Genomic DNA, 15,800 nt, shown 5'->3' on the forward strand with positions numbered 1-15,800 from the left:
ATAACCTTTGCAGGATAGCGTGGATTATCGAAACGTTAAAGGCATGCCAGACTAAGGTCATCAAGCCTGAGGAGGTGTTATGCGTCATATTGAACAGATTTTTATTAACGGCGAATTTGTCACGCCGCACGGCACAGAGCGTTTTGATCTCTACAACCCGGCCACTGCGCAGGTCTTCGGCCAGGTTCGTCTTGCCGATGAGCACGACGCCGGGCGCGCCATCGCCGCGGCCAAAGCGGCGTTTCCTGCGTGGGCGAAAACCACGCGTGAGGAACGCATTGCTGCCCTTAAACGAATGCATACGGCGGTGGTGGCGCGTCATGATGAGTTGCTGGAGGCGATTATTGAGGAGTACGGCGCGCCTGCGTCGCGCTCGGCGTGGATGGCGAGCTATCCGGCAGACGTGATTGCCCAGACCATCGACGCGCTGGAAAGTTTTGCGTTCACCACCCAGGCCGGAGCTGCCACTGTACAGATGACGCCGCTCGGCGTGGCGGGGCTGATTACCCCGTGGAACAGCGACGCCGGGTTTATCTGCGGCAAACTCGCGGCGGCGCTGGCTGCCGGCTGTACGGCGGTGATCAAGCCGAGCGAGATGAGCGCGTGGCAGACGCAGATCATCACCGAAGCCCTGAGCGAAGCCGGGCTGCCCGCTGGCGTATTTAACATCGTTACCGGGCGCGGCGAGACGGTGGGGGAGACGATCAGCCGTCATCCGGACGTGGCAAAAATCTCCTTCACCGGCTCTACTCATACCGGGAAAGCGATCCTGCGCAATGCGGCGGAGAGTTTTAAGCGCGTGACGCTGGAGTTGGGTGGCAAATCGCCGACGATCGTTCTGGAAGACGCCGATTTAGCCAAGGCGGTGCCGCTGGCGATTCAGGCCGGACTGATGAACAGCGGGCAGGCGTGCGTCGCCGGAACGCGCATTCTGGTGCCGCACTCGCGTAAAGCGGAATGTGAAGCGGCGCTGGCCGAGGCGATAGCGGCGGTGAAATCTGGCGATCCGCGCCATCCGGCGACAGAAGTGGGGCCGATGGTCAGCGAAAAACAGTGGCTGCGTGTGCAGGGTTACATCCGCAAAGGCACGGAAGAGGGCGCACGGCTGTTGACGGGCGGCGAAGGGCGGCCGGACGGAACAGAGCACGGCTGGTTTGTCCGCCCGACATTGTTTACGGACGTCGATAATCAGATGACCATCGCCCGCGAAGAGATTTTTGGCCCGGTGCTGTCGATCATCACCTATCGCGATGAGGAAGAGGCGATCGCCATTGCTAACGATACCGATTATGGGCTGAGCGCCCTGGTGCTGGGCGGCAAACGGGCGGCTGTCGTCGCGCAGCAGATCGAATCAGGTCGCGTGCTGGTGAACACCCTCGCCCACGAACCGAAAGCGCCGTTCGGCGGATTTAAACACTCCGGTGTGGGCCGCGAGATGGGCGCGTGGGGGATTGGCGCGTTTATGGAGCCCAGGACGATTATTGGCTAACACCCTGCCCGGTGGCGCTGCGCTTACCGGGCCTACAAAACCCGAAAGGTAGGCCGGATAAGCGCAGCGCCATCCGGCAATACCGACATTTCGCTCCTCACCGAAGCATCCCTCCTGATTCCCCTGCATGCTCTTCGAATATCACAACGGAGAGCTAACAATGATCGCAGTTCTTTTTGAAGCCCGGGCCGAACCGGCGCATCAGGCGCGCTATCTGGAGCTGGCGGCGGAGCTAAAACCGCTGCTGGCGGATATCGACGGTTTTATCGATATCGAGCGTTTTCAGAGCCTGACCACCGAGGGCAAAATTCTGTCACTGTCCTGGTGGCGGGATGAAGAGGCCATACGCGCCTGGAAGCAGAACGTTTTCCACAAGGTGGCGCAGGCCGAGGGGCGGGCGTCGATTTTCGCCCATTACCGCATCCGCGTGGTGCAGCTGGTCCGGGAATATGGCTCGGGTGATAAGCCGGAGCAGGGCTCATGCTAAGCTGGTGGCAACGGTCAATCATACGTGGGCAGCCTGTGCAGAAGAAAAGTTTACCGACTGAAAACAACGACGCGCTGGAGTGTGCCGTCGCGGCGATTGCGGCGGCGATGGCCGATCCGTCGAGGGTTAAAATGCTTTGCGCCCTGATGGACGGTCGCGCCTGGACCGCAACGGAACTGAGCGCGGCGGCGGACGTGGCGCCGTCCACCGCCAGCGGGCATCTGGCGCGTCTGGTGGAGGGAAAGCTGATCGTCTGTCTGTCTCAGGGGCGTCATCGCTATTATCGTCTTGCCGGGCATGATGTCGCCGAGCTGGTGGAGCAGATCATGGGGCTGTCCTGGAATCGCATCATGCCGCCCGAAACCACAGCACCGAAAACCATGCGTGAAGCGCGGACCTGCTACGACCATCTGGCGGGCACGATTGCGGTGCAGATCTACGATTTTATGCTGGCAGAAAACTGGCTGGAGCCGGACGGTTCCGCGCTGACCGTGCTCGGGCGCGAACAGTTCCTGAAACTTGGTATTGCACTCAATACTCACTCCCGCCGCAAAGCGTGTTGCGCCTGTCTGGACTGGAGCGAGCGCCGGTTTCATCTGGGTGGTGAGGCGGGTGCGGCGCTGCTGATTTTTCTGGAAACGAAAGGCTGGATCCAGCGGGTGGCGGGGTATCGGGAGGTGGTGGTGACACCTGTCGGGAAAAGTGCCATTCATCAGCATTTTAGCCGCTAGCCTGCCCGGTGGCGCTGCGCTTACCGGGCCTACAAAACCCAAAACGTAGGCCGGATGAGCGCAGCGCCATCCGGCAAACAAATTCGCAATTCCTGCTCTTTCCCCGCTCGTTTCTTGATACTTACCCTGATAACTATTATCTTGCTTGCGTGTGATGAGAGGAGTTCCCGTGAGCGAAGAAGATCTGTTTTGCCGCAGGCCGATGGGGATGCGGATGGCGATGATCGTGCGTCAGTGGCGCGCGGTGATTGATGACGCCATTCTCGACACTGGCCTGACGCAGTCGAGCTGGACGGTGATGATGCAGCTCAAATCACTGGGGGATAACGTCTCGGTCAGCGAACTGGCGGAAGTGCAGGGTATTGAACTGCCGCCGCTGATGCGCACCCTGACTCAGCTGGAAAAACAGGGCTATCTGCTGCGCGCCGTGTCACCTTACGACAAGCGCATCCGGCTGCTCACTCTCACGCCTGAGGGCAACGCAATCCTGGACACGCTCACCCGCGTGATCGAGAACTTTCAGGAACGCGTGTCGCACAATATCGCGCCGGAACATCTGGAGATTTTCAGCGCAACATTAAATCAAATCGCCTGCAATTTGCGGTCAATCCGCGAAGAAGATAACAAGACCCAATAATAATGACTCCTGAACAAAAGTTTGCCCGCTGGGTAAGGGTGAGTATTGCCTCTTTCCTGCTGATGTTTGTCTATTTTATCGTCGCGGATATCTGGATCCCGCTGACGCCGGACTCCACCGTGATGCGCGTGGTGACGCCGGTGTCGGCGCGCGTCTCCGGCAATGTCGCGGCGGTGTACGTCCACAACAACAGCCAGGTGAAGAAGGGCGATGTGCTGTTTGAACTCGACCCGACGCCGTTTCGCAATAAAGTCGACGCCGCCCAGATCGCGCTGGAACAGGCCCGGCTCTCTAATCAGCAGCTGGACGCGCAGATCGTCGCCGCGCAGGCCAGTCTGAAAACGGCGCAGCTCACTGCCCGCAACGACAAAGTGACCTTTGACCGCTACCAGCGCCTGAGCACTTTGCAGAATGTCTCGCAGGCGGATCTGGATAAAGTCCGCACCACCTGGCAGAGTAGCGAACAGTCGGTGGCGAATCTGAACGCCAGCATCCATAACCTGCGTATCCAACGCGGCGAGCAGGATGAACATCGCAACGTGACGCTGAAAAAATACCGCAACGCGCTGGAAGAGGCGGAGCTAAATCTGAGCTGGACGAAGGTCTACGCCCTGGCTGATGGCACCGTGAGTAACGTCCAGCTCAGCCCCGGTTTTTACGCCTCGTCGGGCTCTGCCGCGCTGGCGCTGGTGAATAACCAGACCGATATCGTCGCCGATTTCCGTGAGAAAAGCCTGCGCCATACCCATCAGGGCACCGACGCCGCGGTGGTGTTTGACGCCTTCCCGGGCCGCGTTTTCCGCGCCCATGTGACCAGCAGTGATGCGGGTATTTTGGCCGGGCAGGAAGCGGTCAACGGTGAGCTCTCTGCGCCTGAAACCTCCAACCGCTGGGTGCGCGACGCGCAGCGGATGCGCATTCACATCGCGCTGGATGAAGATCTGCCGAAACATTTACCGACCGGCGCACGCGCCACGGTGCAGCTGTACAACAGCGAAGGGCCGTTCGCGCGCTTCTTCTCCGGGCTGCAAATCCACCTCGTCAGTTTGCTGCATTATGTCTATTAATACGCTTGCGCGGGTCTTCACCCCGCACGGCAACATCGTCTACACGGCCAATGACTTTCGCCAGACCCTGCGCATCGTCTTTGCCGGGATGATTGCCCTGAGCATTTCGACGTTTTACAACACCAGCTACGGCGTGTTTTACGTCGTCTACCCGATCATGCTCCTGTCGCTGGTGCCGGTGTTTAACCGTCATGTGGCGAAGCAGTTCGTGTTCAGCGCGTCGCTGAACTGCATCGAAATGGTGATTATCATCGGCTATCTCTCGCAATGGCCGCTGATCATGACGCTGGTGGTTTTCGCCCTCTACGTGATGCGTTTTCGCTTTATGAGCCAGGGGCCGCTGTTCCTGTTTGGCTCGATGGGCGTGGTATGCCAGAGCGTAATGCTCAATTTTATGAGCTACCCGACGACCAACTGGCACACGCTGCTGTTCTCGAACGTCGAGGCCAGCATCATGGCGGTCTGTTTAAGTGCGTTGATGAACTACCTGCTGCCGGACGTCGAACCGCGCAAGCCGCCGCCGCTGATTGAGAAAAACGCCGCCCGCGTGCGCCACGAGTCCTTACTTTCAGGCACCGTGGCGACAATGATTTTTGTCGTCTTCCAGATAAGCGATCTCAGCGATTCCCTCTCGGCGCTGATGGCGGGCGTGCTGATCCTCTTCCCGATGCACTATCGCGGCGCGGTGATGAGCTCCCTGTGGCGCGTGGTCGGGGTGATCCTCGGCTGTCTGTACATTCTGGTGATGCAGCTGGTGCTCTACGATCACAGCAGCCACATGCTGCTGATGATGCCGCTGATTGGCCTCGGGCTGGCGTTTGGCGCGCGGTTGCACGTGATGGAGAAGGTCGGTGCGGGCGTGGGTTTTGCCAGTATCACCACCATCGGCATCATGTTTGGCCAGAATATGCATCCCGACGGCGACCTGGTGTTCAGCGATCTGTATCGCATCGTCTCTGTGACGGTGGCGCTGGTCTCCACCCTGACCCTGGTGTTCCTGGTGCATCTGTTCCTGAACCTTTTTGAGCCCACGCGCTACGTCATTCGCGAGCCCTGACACACCCTTTTTCTGCGTTCTGTGCTATCACTGTCGGCCGGTCAATGGGGCGACAAAAGGAGCAGAGAGATGTGGGAGACGAGGGCGCTGGAGCTCAATAATCAGGCGTACTGGAACTGGGAGAAGGCCTGCGAGCTGGTGGAATACGCCGTCGCGCATGATTTTAATACGGTGATTGTCGGGCAGGTGGATCTGTTCGACATGCTGGTTTCGCCAAAGGGTTACACCCCGCATCAGTACAACGATCGCCTCTCCAGCCAGCAGCGCGCCCGCTGCGTCTATCTCAATCGCCTCGGAAAATTGTGTCAGCAAAAAGGGCTGCGTTTTTATCTCCAGGCCAAAGAGTTCAACTTCCCGACAGACCTGCTGTTGGCGCACCCACATCTGTTCGAGCCGGGCCACGGCGTGCGCTTTGACGTCGATTTCTGGTGTGCGTATCTGAGCGAGAAAGTGTCGCTGATTTGCCAGCGCATTCCGGCACTGAGCGGCCTGCTTATCGCGATTTCCAATACCGACGGGCTACTGCCCATCTCTCGCCCGAACTGGGAGCTGCAGGCGGACGACAACGCCCGGATCCCTGAGCGCGACGAGCGCAGTTTTGCCCTCTACAGCCGCTGCTTTACCACCCTTTCCCGCGCGATGCAGAAAGAGAATAAACATCTGGTGCTACGCGTGTTTCCGGCGGGCAATCACGATCTCGGTAACGTTCTGGAGGCGATCCGCCCGTTGCCCGAGAGCGTCAGCGTCTCCATCAAGATGACGCCCGAGCGCTTCTGGCCGTCGTTCCCTAACAACCCGGCGCTGCTGGCGGTGCGCGAGCGCGAAGTGTGGGCGGATATCGATCTGGTGGGCGAAGAGGTGGGCTGGGGCATTTTCCCGTTCCCGCGCATCGACGAGCTGCAGGGCCGCCTGCTGTGGTGTCGCAGCAATCCGGCGATCCGCGGCGCGGTGTGCAAAACCAGCTGGGAAGGGGTCGATAACCACTGGATCATGGGCACCCTGAGCGAGTGCAACCTGGTGGCGTGCAGCCGGATGCTGGCGAACGATGGCGCACATCTGTCGCGCGATCAGCTCCTGACCTACTGGCTCGACGAAAGCTACGGCTGGCGGCCCGAACCGCCGGTGTTCGAAGAATTTACCGCTCTGCTGGAGCAGGCCGGGCAGGTGCTTTACAGCGCGATTTACGTCCGCGACCATGTGTTTCATCGCCACAGCCAGGTGCCGGAAAGCTACGGCCAGGCGGTATGGAGCCTGTACGGGCAGCTCAACCGCAACCACTGGCTGCCGGGCTCGGAGCGCGATATCTCCTTTAACGCCAGCGACGTGGAGACCTCCGCCGCCTGCCTGTCGCGCATCGCCAAAGAGAAAGATGACGCCCGTGACGCCTCCCTGAGCTTACGTGAACAGGCGCTGCGTTTTGCTGAAACCGCCGCGTTCCCGTATGCGCTGAAAAACCGCTGGCTGGAGGAGTGGCAAGGTTTTGCGCTCTACTGCCATCTGTTCCTGCACGCGCAAAAAGCCTTCTTCACCCTGCGCTTTGCCCGAGAGGTGGAAAACAGCTGGAGCATGCGCGAGATCTGCCAGATTAATATTCAGGAGCTGTATCGCAGCGCGTCCGAGATGGAAGACTATTGCACCAAACACGCCGATGCCTCGCCGGGATTGCACGTCCTGTTTGACGCCTCACGCGTGCGGGCGCTGGCGGACAGTCTGGGGGACGAGCTGAAAGCGCTGAAGGGGTGACGCGAGTCACATCTTTTGGCGGTGCCAGGGCGTGTTCCTGTGATCGTCATCACCTTCAATTTCTTACTTTCGCCTAAGGCGTGATCGCCATCACGCCCCTCTTCTCCCTCTGGCCCGCTTTGTGAGGGGCCAGGCATATCCCATAAATCCGCCCGATCCGCTCCTCGTTGAAACCCCCACATCCCCTGAAAATAGCCGCCACGAACACAGAAGCAATGAGGGCGATATGTCACGACCATTCACGCAGGGAGAGGCGCTGGGGCGTTTACAGGTTTCAGCGGCTAAAGCGGAGCGTTTTGCGGAGTTTTACACCGGTGAAGGGGCCGATCCCGCGAGCCGCGAATCCTTTTGCCGTCAGGTGTTTCGCCGCAGCCACGCCGGGCGCGCGATCGATCCGGCGCTGGCGCTGCCCTGCGATGAGGTCGCGGTCGCCGATGAACATGGCTGGTTCGATTTTTCCGGTCATCGCGCGTTGCCGTTTCATGTTCAGCGCTGGCTGAGGGTCGATCTGATTGCGCCGCGCGAGGGTGAATATGCGTTTCGACTGGGCACCTGCGGCGGCGTGCGGGTTTGGTCTTCCGAGAGACTGATGGCCTGCTTTACGCCGTTTACCCGCAACGTGATGCAGTTTCAGGACGTCCGGCTCACCCTGCGTCAGGGAGAAAACCGAGTCCTGATCCATCTCGACGAGGTGTTCGAGCGCGACACCTTATGCGGCCTGAAAATGGTGTACATTGACGAACTACCGCTGGGGATGGTTGCCTGCGAAGGGCCTCAGCAGCAACGCATCCCCGCGCCGCCCGAGCCCGATCCCGAGCGTCTGCTGACGTTAATGGCGCAGAAGGAGTATGGTCCGGAGGCGGATGCGCTGCTCTTGTATGTGCTTAAACGGGTGAGCGCGCGCGAAGAGGGGTCGGTCTATTGCCTGCTCGCGCTGCTGCGGCTCTGGCAACACCATCGCACCAGGTACTTCCCGGAACCCCTGTGGCGCAGAGTCAAATCGACCATTCTGGGGTATCGCTACGGGCCCGACGAACGCGGCTGCGATGTGATGGATTTTTCGAACCACGCCAGCGCCTTTCATGCCGCTCAGTCTCTTGCGGGACAACTCTTCCCCGACGCGCGGTTTATCGCCTCTTCACGTTACGGTCATCAACAATACGCGCTGGCAGCAATGCGCATCAAAGGAGTCCAGGCATGAACAAAGAACCCCTGATGGGCACGCTGGATCGCGTGGTGCGCGGCTTTTGCCGCTTAAAAAATCTCGATGAAGTGGGCGTTGAAGAGGGTTTTGCGATCCACTTCGAAGAGTGGGAATGGGAGATCGGTGTCGGGCTGTACGGCTTCTGGCGCTATGCCGCGCATCAGCAGGATGCGGCGCTGCAAGGGTCGATCCTCGCGTGGTACGAACAGCAGATCGCTAAAGGGCTGCCGGAGAGGCAGATCAACACCACCGCACCGATGATCGTGCTGGCGCTGGTGGCGGGGGAGCATCAGCGTGGGGATCTGCTGACGACGGTGAATGACTGGGCCGACGCCCTGCTGCGCGATCTGCCGAAAACCGAAGAGGGTGGGTTTCAGCACGTGGTGAAAGAGCAGCCTAACACCGGGCAGCTCTGGGACGACACGCTGTTTATGACCTGCCTGTTCCTCGGCGTGGCGGGAATCGTGCTCAAGCGCCGCGATCTGATCGACGAGGCCGGGTATCAGTTTCTGCTGCACACGCGCTATCTCAGCGATCCGGTCAGCGGGCTGTGGTATCACGGCTGGACGTTTGTCGATAAGCACCATTTTGCCGGGGCGTTTTGGGCGCGCGGCAACGCGTGGATCACCGTGGCCATTCCGGAATTTATTGAGCTAATGGGAGAACATCTCGACACCGGCGTGCGCCGGTATTTGTCGCAGGTGGTGGCGCGTCAGGTGCGTTCTCTGTGTGACCTGCAGGCGGATAACGGAATGTGGCATACGGTGCTCGACGATCCGCTCTCGCCGCAGGAATCCTCCGCCACGGCGGGGATCGCCTACGGCATGCTGCGCGGCGTGCGGATGGGGATTCTGGATGAGTCCGTCAGCGTTCACGCCATGCGGGCGTTTGAGGCGGTTATGGCGCGGATTGACGAGGGCGGCATTGTGCTTGAAGCCTCGCGCGGCACCATGCTGGGCTGGGATATTCAGTATTACTGCGATATCGCGATGGCCCCGGTGCCTTACGCCCAGGCGCTGACGATGCTGTTGTTGCTTGAGGTGGAGCAGGGGAGCTGGCAGGCGTAATCGCCCGGCGGCGCTGCGCTTGCACGGGCCTACGAAAACCGTCAGCCGAAAAAATATCGTAGGCCGGGTAAGGCGCAGCCGCCACCCGGCAAAAGACCGCACCAAACCCGTAGGCCGGGTAAGGCGCAGCCGCCACCCGGCAAAAAAGCGACTACGGCAGCAGCTCAGGTATCTGCGACAGCAAAAACAAAATCAACCCAATCGTCCCGCCGACCAGCGTGCCGTTGACGCGGATAAACTGCAGGTCTTTGCCGATATTCAGCTCGATCTGGCGCGACATATCTTTCGCATCCCAGCCCTTCACCGTATCGCTAATATGGCGCGTCAGGAACGCGGCGAAATCCGGTGCCACGCGGTGCGCCGCCTGCTCCAGGTGCTCGTTCAGCGAAGCGCGCAGGCTGGCGTCGGCCACCAGGGTTTCACCAAACCACTGGCCCGCCCTGGCGATGCGCTGCTTCACCCGCGAGTCGTCGCTCTGCATATCCGCTTTCAGCCACGCGCGCAGGTCGGCCCACATCTCGCCGAGATAGCGGTTAAACGCTTCATCATTCTTCAGATAATCTTTGATGTTTTCAGCTTTCGCCGCCATCTCCGGATCGTTTTTCAGGTTGTCGATCAGCTTCAGCGTGGCGCGATCGAACGCCTGACGGATCTGGTGCGTGCGGTCGTGGCTGATATCGTCGAGGATCGCATTCACCGCATCGGACACCAGCTCGGCGCTTTGATCCCCCAGCCATTCGGTCGGCAGCACCATCGCCTTACGCGGATGTTCGGTTTTGAGCCAGTGAACGATCTGCGTGGCGATAAACTCCCGCGTGGTGTCGCGCTGAATCAGGTCGATCAGACGACGAATCACCGCGTCGAGCAGCACCTGATGGCGATTGTTTTTGGTCATGCTCTCCAGCATCGCGGCGCTGGTCTCAGTGAAATCGACTTTATCGATGGCCTTATGCACCGCGCGTTTCAGTAAGCGCTGAATGCGCCCGTCGTCCGTCAGTTCCAGGAACCCGCCCATCACCTGAATCAGATGCTGCCCGACGCGCTGGGCGTTATCCGGCTGGCTGAACCAGGTGCCGATCATCTGCGCCGGTTCGTAGCGGCGGATCAACGCCACTAACGACTGGGTATCAAGAAACTTCTCCTGAACGAACAGGCCGAGATTATCGGCGATCCGGTCTTTGTTACGCGGGATGATCGCCGTATGGCGCGAGATAAACGGGATCGGCACCCGACGGAACAGGGCGACAACGGCGAACCAGTCCGCCAGCGCGCCGACCATCGCCGCCTCGGCAATAGCCTTCACGCCGCGCACCCAGAAAGTCTGCGGCAGGAACAGAGTGGTCACGAAGGCCGCTGCGGCTATCAGCAGCAGTGACAGCGCCAACAGCTTGGCGCGTTTAAGTTCAGCTAATTTTTCCATAGGGTTAAGGATAGAGCGGAACGCGGGAGGAGTGCAAAAAAGAGCGATCAGTCGCGCAGGGCGTGCAGAAAACGGGTGAACAGATCCGGGAGCGGTTCGTCGTACCACAGAGCGTAAAGATCGGCGGGGATGGTTTCGGCAAGTTTCAGGAACACCACGCCCGGCCAGTGGATCAGCGCGCAGGATTCGGGTAGCAGCGACACCCCGTTGCCGGTGCTGACCAGCGCCAGCGCGGTTTGCGGCTCAAATACCTGGTGCGTCACCAGCGGCGACACACCCAGGGAAAGACAGTTGTCGTACACCTGACGGGCGAAATCGCTGTGGGTAAAGGAGAGGGAGATAAAGGCGCGGTCGGCCAGATCTTTCAGGGAGACGGTGGCGTGACGGCACAGGGGATCGCTCTCATGTACCGCGACGCACACCGCTTCACGGGCAATCAGCTGGCAGCGGATTTTGGCTTCGACGTGCGGAATGACATTGCGGTTGATGGCGATATCAATGGTGCGGGCGCGCAGGGCCTCGGTTTGTTCCTGCTGGCCGAGCTCGTGCAGCGTCCAGTTAACGTCCGGATTGGCCTCGCGGAAGGCTTTCATGCGCGTCAGCAGCGGGCCCCACATCGCGCTGCCGATAATGCCAATGTTGATGTGCTGTTTCTCGCTGCGGCCAATCTGGCGCACGTAGTTCAGGGACTGTTCGGTGGCGCTGAGCAACCGATCCACTTCCGCTTTCAGCACTTTTCCGGCGTGCGTCAGCACCACTTTGCGGCTGGTGCGCTCAAACAACTCCACGCCGAGCAACTCTTCCAGCTCTTTGATCTGCATGCTCAGCGGCGGCTGGGAGATGTTGAGTTTTGCGGCGGCGCGGCCAAAATGCAGTTCATCGGCGAGGGTCTGGAAATAGCGCAGCATCCGGAAACGAATGCGGCTGTTGGCCTGTGAATCGAGCATGCCGGGCACCGAGAAAAAGGAGGGTGGCGATATCATGCAACCCTCCCTGGAGCCTGTCAAACCGCGACCGCCTTGCCCTGATGCAGGCGTTCGGCTCGGCTGCAGGCGATGGCCGCCAGCAATGTCACCATCAGCAGCGCGTAGGCGCAGGTCGAAGCATTCACCGCCCCGTGCAGGCCGTAACGGCTATTGACCAGCGACGAGACCGTCGCGAACAGCAGCGTGCCGACGGTGCCGCAGGTGAGCAGGGCGGAGATCAGCGTCGGCGAACTGCGGCTCACCTGCAATGACCCGTAGCTCATCAGGCCGGAGAACAGACCGGAGTTAAAGAAGCCGAACGCGCCGCAGGCGATCAGGATCAGCGTGGTGTTGGCGCTGTTGCTGATAAGTGCGATGGCGATCAGACCAACGGCGGTGCAGATCAGCAGGAAGGTGCGCAGTTTCATCCACTTAACGGTGAACTGGTTGAGGAACAGCCCGGTCGCCTTCGCCACCCAGTAGACGGTGGTGTACAGCGCCGCCTGTTCTGGCAGCATCTGGAAACGCCACTGCAGATAGCCCGGCGTCCACATGGTGAAGATCGGCTCCGCCAGCAGGAACAGGAACAGCGCGCCGCACAGCAGCCACACGGAACGACCCCAGGGCTCATTGCTGGAAGCTTCCTGATGTTCAGGCTCTGCCGCCACGGTGGATGGGTAACGGCTGCGCAGGGTGAGGATCAGCATCAGCACGCCCAGCCCGCCCATGATGCCGTACATGGCAATCCAGCTCGCGCCCATTTTGAACAGCCACGCCAGCAGGAAGGAGAGGGTGGCGCCCGCCAGGCTGAAGAAGAAATCGGTGAAAATCAGGCTCGATGAGCGGCTCTTTTCGTCCGGATTAATGCGCACTACCAGGTAGCTGCCGATGGTCATAAAAATCCCGCCGCAGGCGCCGATGATGGCGACCGCCACGCTGAACATGGTGAGCGTCGGGGTGGCGAACAGCAGGGCGCTGATGAGGATCGTCAGCGCGGCGGCGATCACCAGCGGCTTTTGCAGACCCCATTTTTTCATCAGGATCCCGCCGAGCATGATCGGCACGAACATGCCGATGTTCATCAGGGTAAACACCTGGCCGATAAAGCTCGGATCCTTATTGAACGCGGCGCACAGCGGGCCGAGGACAATCCCCAGCGTCGAGACCAGCGCGCCGACGAAGTAATAGCTCAGATAGGAAATCGCATTCAGACTGCCGCGAGAGTAGTTTTCTGACATCTGCATTTCTCCTGGCGGGCGCGTGGCCCGCCGCTGGACGGGAAGTTAGCGGCAGTTCTTCACGAACTGGCTAATCAGGCGAATAAAATCGTCGGTGACCATCGCCGCGCATTTCAGGGTTTGTTCGTGGGAGAGTTCCACGTCGCTCAGGCCTTCCGCCATGTTGGTGATGGCCGAGACCGCCAGCACTTTCAGGCCGCAGTGGCGCGCGACGATCACTTCCGGCACCACTGACATGCCGACCACGTCTCCGCCCATGTTCTGCATCATGCGGATTTCCGCTGCCGTTTCGAAGTTCGGGCCAGGGTAGGAGACGAACACGCCTTCGTGCAGGTTGATGTTGAGGTCGCCCGCGGTGTGGTGCAGTTTTTCACGCAGCTCCTGGTCGTAGGCGTTGGCGAGGCTAAAGAAGCGCGGGCCAAAACGGTCGTCGTTCGGCCCAACCAGCGGCGTGGACGGCATGGTGTTGATGTGATCATTCAGCGCCACCAGGCTGCCCGCCGGGATGTTCGGGTTTAGCGAGCCGGCGGCGTTGGTGCAGAACATAAATTCGCAGCCGAGTAGCTTAAAGGTGCGCACCGCGTGGGTCATGATGCCCATCCCGACGCCCTCGTAGAAATGCCCGCGCCCCTTCATACAGATGAGGTCCACGCCGTGCAGAGAGCCCATCAACACTTCGCCCGCATGCCCAATCACGGTGCTGACCGGAAAGCCCGGCAGTTTTTCGTAAGAGATGACGGTTTTGTTGTCGAGCTTATCCGCCAGCACGCCAAGGCCAGAGCCGAGGATAAACGCGATGCGCGGTTTAAAGCCGGGTTTGGCTTTACGCAGGATTTCAACGGCTTCGTATGGGGTATCGTTAATGATGGAATGAGACATGGGAACTCCTGAATGCTTGTGGTGTATATCTGCATTTTGTGGAGAGAGTGATTGGTAATCCAATTGGATAAAGGGTGGTATTGATAGCTTTTAGTGAATGGATAGGGTGTGGGTGTACGGATATTCAAGGGGTTAGGAATAACGCCTGGTGGTTTGTGTTGGGAATGACATGAGGGAAGTGTGATGGGGTTTGAGTTTTGCAGCCTCGGCATTTTGCCGGGCGGCACTGTGTTTGCCCGGCCTACAAAGGCTTATCGCTGCACGGATTGTAGCCCCGGTAAGCGCAGCGCCACCGGGGGGATGGGCGGTTTTTGCAAAGTATGTCCTAAGAAACATCCGCATATACCCAACTTTACCCCCGCTCCCAGCCATCTTGACTACCCTTAATACCCTAAGCGGTAATTAAGGAGACCTATATGGCTTACCAGACAGTGAATCCTGCTAACAACAAGCTCATCAAAGAGTACAAATCCCACACCGATGCGGAGGTCGAGGCGGCGCTGAAAACGGCGGATGCGCTTTACCATTCAGAGTGGGCGAAAGGGGCTATCGAACAGCGTCTGCCGGTGCTGCACAAGCTGGCGGATCTGATCGACAGCCGGAGCGAAGAGCTGGCGAAAATCGCCAGTCAGGAGATGGGGAAACTCATCGAGCAAAGCCGCGGGGAGGTGAAGCTCTGCGCGCAGATCGCCCGCTATTACGCGGATAACGCGAAGCAATTTCTCGCGCCCGTGAAGTACAAGTCGGAGCTCGGCGACGCCTGGGTGGAGCACCATCCGATTGGCGTGGTGATGGCCGTTGAGCCGTGGAATTTCCCGTTCTATCAGCTGATGCGCGTCCTGGCACCGAACCTGGCGGCGGGGAACCCGGTGGTGGCGAAACACGCCAGCATCGTGCCGCACTGTGCGGAGGCGTTCGCCCATCTGGTGCGGGAAGCCGGTGCGCCGGACGGGGCCTGGACCAATCTCTTTATCTCTTCGGATCAGGTCGCGAAGATCATTGCCGACCCGCGCGTGCAGGGCGCAGCTCTGACTGGGTCTGAGAAGGCCGGGAGCGTCGTGGCGGCGCAGGCGGCGAAGCACATTAAAAAATCGACCCTCGAGCTGGGCGGTAACGATGTGTTTATCGTCCTCGACGATGCGGATCTCAAGAAAGCGGTCAAGATCGGCGTCAATGCCCGACTCAACAACGCCGGGCAGGTCTGTACCGCCGCGAAGCGATTTATCGTCCATGAGAAAGTCGCGGATCAGTTCCTGACCGCTTTCACCGAGGCGTTCCGCGAGGTGAAGATCGGCGATCCGCTGGATGAGAAAACCACGCTGGGGCCGCTGTCGTCGAAAGACGCGCTGGAGACCCTGACCAAACAGGTCAACGAGGCGGTGAAAAATGGCGCGAAAGTGCATGTCGGCGGCAAGCCGGTTGAGCGCGAAGGGAACTTCTTCGAGCCGACGATCCTGACCCATATCTCCCGCGACAACCCCGCGTATTTCGAAGAGTTCTTCGGGCCGGTGGCGCAGTTCTATGTTGTCAAAAGCGACGATGAAGCGGTGAGCCTGGCGAACGACTCGAACTACGGCCTCGGCGGGGCGGTGTTCAGCCAGGACATTGATCGCGCGAAGAAAATGGCGTCGCAGATCGAAACCGGGATGGTCTACATCAACTGGCTGACCGACACCGCGGCGGAACTGCCGTTCGGCGGTGTGAAGCGCTCGGGCTACGGCCGCGAACTGTCGGATCTCGGTATCAAAGAGTTTGTGAACCAGAAGCTGGTGGTGGTTCGCCGGTAAGCTGATTTATCAGCAGTAAAATGGGTGGC

The 15,800-nt window shown here is 59.8% G+C and carries 14 protein-coding genes; 10 read left to right on the plus strand and 4 right to left on the minus strand.

Going from position 1 to position 15,800, the window contains the following annotated elements:
* Nucleotides 1-79 precede the first annotated feature (79 nt).
* From AC3WS9_RS03195 to bglB, 9 genes are all read left to right on the plus strand, one after another.
* Nucleotides 80-1,489 carry an aldehyde dehydrogenase family protein gene (locus AC3WS9_RS03195; RefSeq protein ID WP_492486679.1) on the plus strand — a complete coding sequence of 470 codons (1,410 nt, stop codon included), beginning with the start codon at nt 80-82 and terminating at the stop codon, nt 1,487-1,489.
* Between the two features lie 160 nt (nt 1,490-1,649).
* Nucleotides 1,650-1,976, plus strand: a complete 327-nt coding sequence (locus tag AC3WS9_RS03200) for an antibiotic biosynthesis monooxygenase family protein (protein ID WP_492486681.1) — start codon at nt 1,650-1,652, stop codon at nt 1,974-1,976.
* 35 nt (nt 1,977-2,011) lie between these two features.
* A complete protein-coding gene (locus tag AC3WS9_RS03205; protein WP_285145157.1) occupies nt 2,012-2,707 on the plus strand; it encodes an ArsR/SmtB family transcription factor in 696 nt (231 codons plus the stop codon).
* A gap of 169 nt (nt 2,708-2,876) precedes the next feature.
* Nucleotides 2,877-3,344 (plus strand): MarR family winged helix-turn-helix transcriptional regulator, encoded by a 468-nt coding sequence (locus tag AC3WS9_RS03210; RefSeq protein ID WP_282493425.1) that lies wholly within the window; start codon nt 2,877-2,879, stop codon nt 3,342-3,344.
* Nucleotides 3,344-4,411 (plus strand): HlyD family secretion protein, encoded by a 1,068-nt coding sequence (locus tag AC3WS9_RS03215; RefSeq protein WP_285153829.1) that lies wholly within the window; start codon nt 3,344-3,346, stop codon nt 4,409-4,411. Before AC3WS9_RS03210 ends, AC3WS9_RS03215 begins: the two co-directional genes overlap by 1 nt.
* On the plus strand, nt 4,401-5,468 hold the full coding sequence (locus AC3WS9_RS03220; RefSeq protein WP_285145788.1) for a DUF2955 domain-containing protein: 1,068 nt from the start codon (nt 4,401-4,403) through the stop codon (nt 5,466-5,468). The genes AC3WS9_RS03215 and AC3WS9_RS03220 overlap by 11 nt, the downstream gene beginning before the upstream one ends.
* A gap of 69 nt (nt 5,469-5,537) precedes the next feature.
* The gene (locus tag AC3WS9_RS03225; RefSeq protein ID WP_492486684.1) at nt 5,538-7,211 is read left to right on the plus strand and encodes a hypothetical protein; all 1,674 of its coding nucleotides are present in this window, start codon (nt 5,538-5,540) and stop codon (nt 7,209-7,211) included.
* Nucleotides 7,212-7,437: 226 nt separating this feature from the next.
* The gene (locus AC3WS9_RS03230; protein WP_492486686.1) at nt 7,438-8,412 is read left to right on the plus strand and encodes a hypothetical protein; all 975 of its coding nucleotides are present in this window, start codon (nt 7,438-7,440) and stop codon (nt 8,410-8,412) included.
* Complete coding sequence (gene bglB / locus AC3WS9_RS03235; protein WP_492486688.1) at nt 8,409-9,482, plus strand: beta-galactosidase BglB; 1,074 nt, start codon at nt 8,409-8,411, stop codon at nt 9,480-9,482. The genes AC3WS9_RS03230 and bglB overlap by 4 nt, the downstream gene beginning before the upstream one ends.
* A gap of 151 nt (nt 9,483-9,633) precedes the next feature.
* Here the strand turns inward: bglB and AC3WS9_RS03240 are convergent, their stop codons facing one another.
* From AC3WS9_RS03240 to xapA, 4 genes are read right to left on the minus strand one after another with little or no spacing between them, the layout of a single operon-like run.
* A complete protein-coding gene (locus AC3WS9_RS03240) occupies nt 9,634-10,902 on the minus strand; it encodes a DUF445 domain-containing protein (RefSeq protein WP_492486690.1) in 1,269 nt (422 codons plus the stop codon).
* 47 nt (nt 10,903-10,949) lie between these two features.
* On the minus strand, nt 10,950-11,885 hold the full coding sequence (locus AC3WS9_RS03245) for a LysR family transcriptional regulator (RefSeq protein ID WP_324723049.1): 936 nt from the start codon (nt 11,883-11,885) through the stop codon (nt 10,950-10,952).
* 20 nt (nt 11,886-11,905) lie between these two features.
* Nucleotides 11,906-13,105 carry an MFS transporter TsgA gene (gene tsgA / locus AC3WS9_RS03250; RefSeq protein WP_492486692.1) on the minus strand — a complete coding sequence of 400 codons (1,200 nt, stop codon included), beginning with the start codon at nt 13,103-13,105 and terminating at the stop codon, nt 11,906-11,908.
* Between the two features lie 45 nt (nt 13,106-13,150).
* The gene (xapA, locus tag AC3WS9_RS03255) at nt 13,151-13,984 is read right to left on the minus strand and encodes a xanthosine phosphorylase (protein ID WP_492486694.1); all 834 of its coding nucleotides are present in this window, start codon (nt 13,982-13,984) and stop codon (nt 13,151-13,153) included.
* Nucleotides 13,985-14,400: 416 nt separating this feature from the next.
* On the opposite strand from xapA, the gene AC3WS9_RS03260 reads away from it, so the two are divergent.
* Nucleotides 14,401-15,771 (plus strand): NAD-dependent succinate-semialdehyde dehydrogenase, encoded by a 1,371-nt coding sequence (locus tag AC3WS9_RS03260; RefSeq protein ID WP_492486696.1) that lies wholly within the window; start codon nt 14,401-14,403, stop codon nt 15,769-15,771.
* Nucleotides 15,772-15,800 lie beyond the last annotated feature (29 nt).

It is taken from the genome of Lelliottia sp. EB106-05-01-XG201 (assembly GCF_058791735.1).

What these genes read in the sequence shown, in the direction of transcription:
- tsgA (WP_492486692.1), bottom strand. Translation starts at nt 13,105, where the DNA reads ATGTCAGAAAACTACTCTCGCGGCAGTCTGAATGCGATTTCCTATCTG.
- AC3WS9_RS03220 (WP_285145788.1), top strand. Translation starts at nt 4,401, where the DNA reads ATGTCTATTAATACGCTTGCGCGGGTCTTCACCCCGCACGGCAACATC.
- AC3WS9_RS03260 (WP_492486696.1), top strand. Translation starts at nt 14,401, where the DNA reads ATGGCTTACCAGACAGTGAATCCTGCTAACAACAAGCTCATCAAAGAG.
- AC3WS9_RS03225 (WP_492486684.1), top strand. Translation starts at nt 5,538, where the DNA reads ATGTGGGAGACGAGGGCGCTGGAGCTCAATAATCAGGCGTACTGGAAC.
- bglB (WP_492486688.1), top strand. Translation starts at nt 8,409, where the DNA reads ATGAACAAAGAACCCCTGATGGGCACGCTGGATCGCGTGGTGCGCGGC.
- AC3WS9_RS03245 (WP_324723049.1), bottom strand. Translation starts at nt 11,885, where the DNA reads ATGATATCGCCACCCTCCTTTTTCTCGGTGCCCGGCATGCTCGATTCA.
- AC3WS9_RS03200 (WP_492486681.1), top strand. Translation starts at nt 1,650, where the DNA reads ATGATCGCAGTTCTTTTTGAAGCCCGGGCCGAACCGGCGCATCAGGCG.
- AC3WS9_RS03195 (WP_492486679.1), top strand. Translation starts at nt 80, where the DNA reads ATGCGTCATATTGAACAGATTTTTATTAACGGCGAATTTGTCACGCCG.
- AC3WS9_RS03240 (WP_492486690.1), bottom strand. Translation starts at nt 10,902, where the DNA reads ATGGAAAAATTAGCTGAACTTAAACGCGCCAAGCTGTTGGCGCTGTCA.
- xapA (WP_492486694.1), bottom strand. Translation starts at nt 13,984, where the DNA reads ATGTCTCATTCCATCATTAACGATACCCCATACGAAGCCGTTGAAATC.
- AC3WS9_RS03230 (WP_492486686.1), top strand. Translation starts at nt 7,438, where the DNA reads ATGTCACGACCATTCACGCAGGGAGAGGCGCTGGGGCGTTTACAGGTT.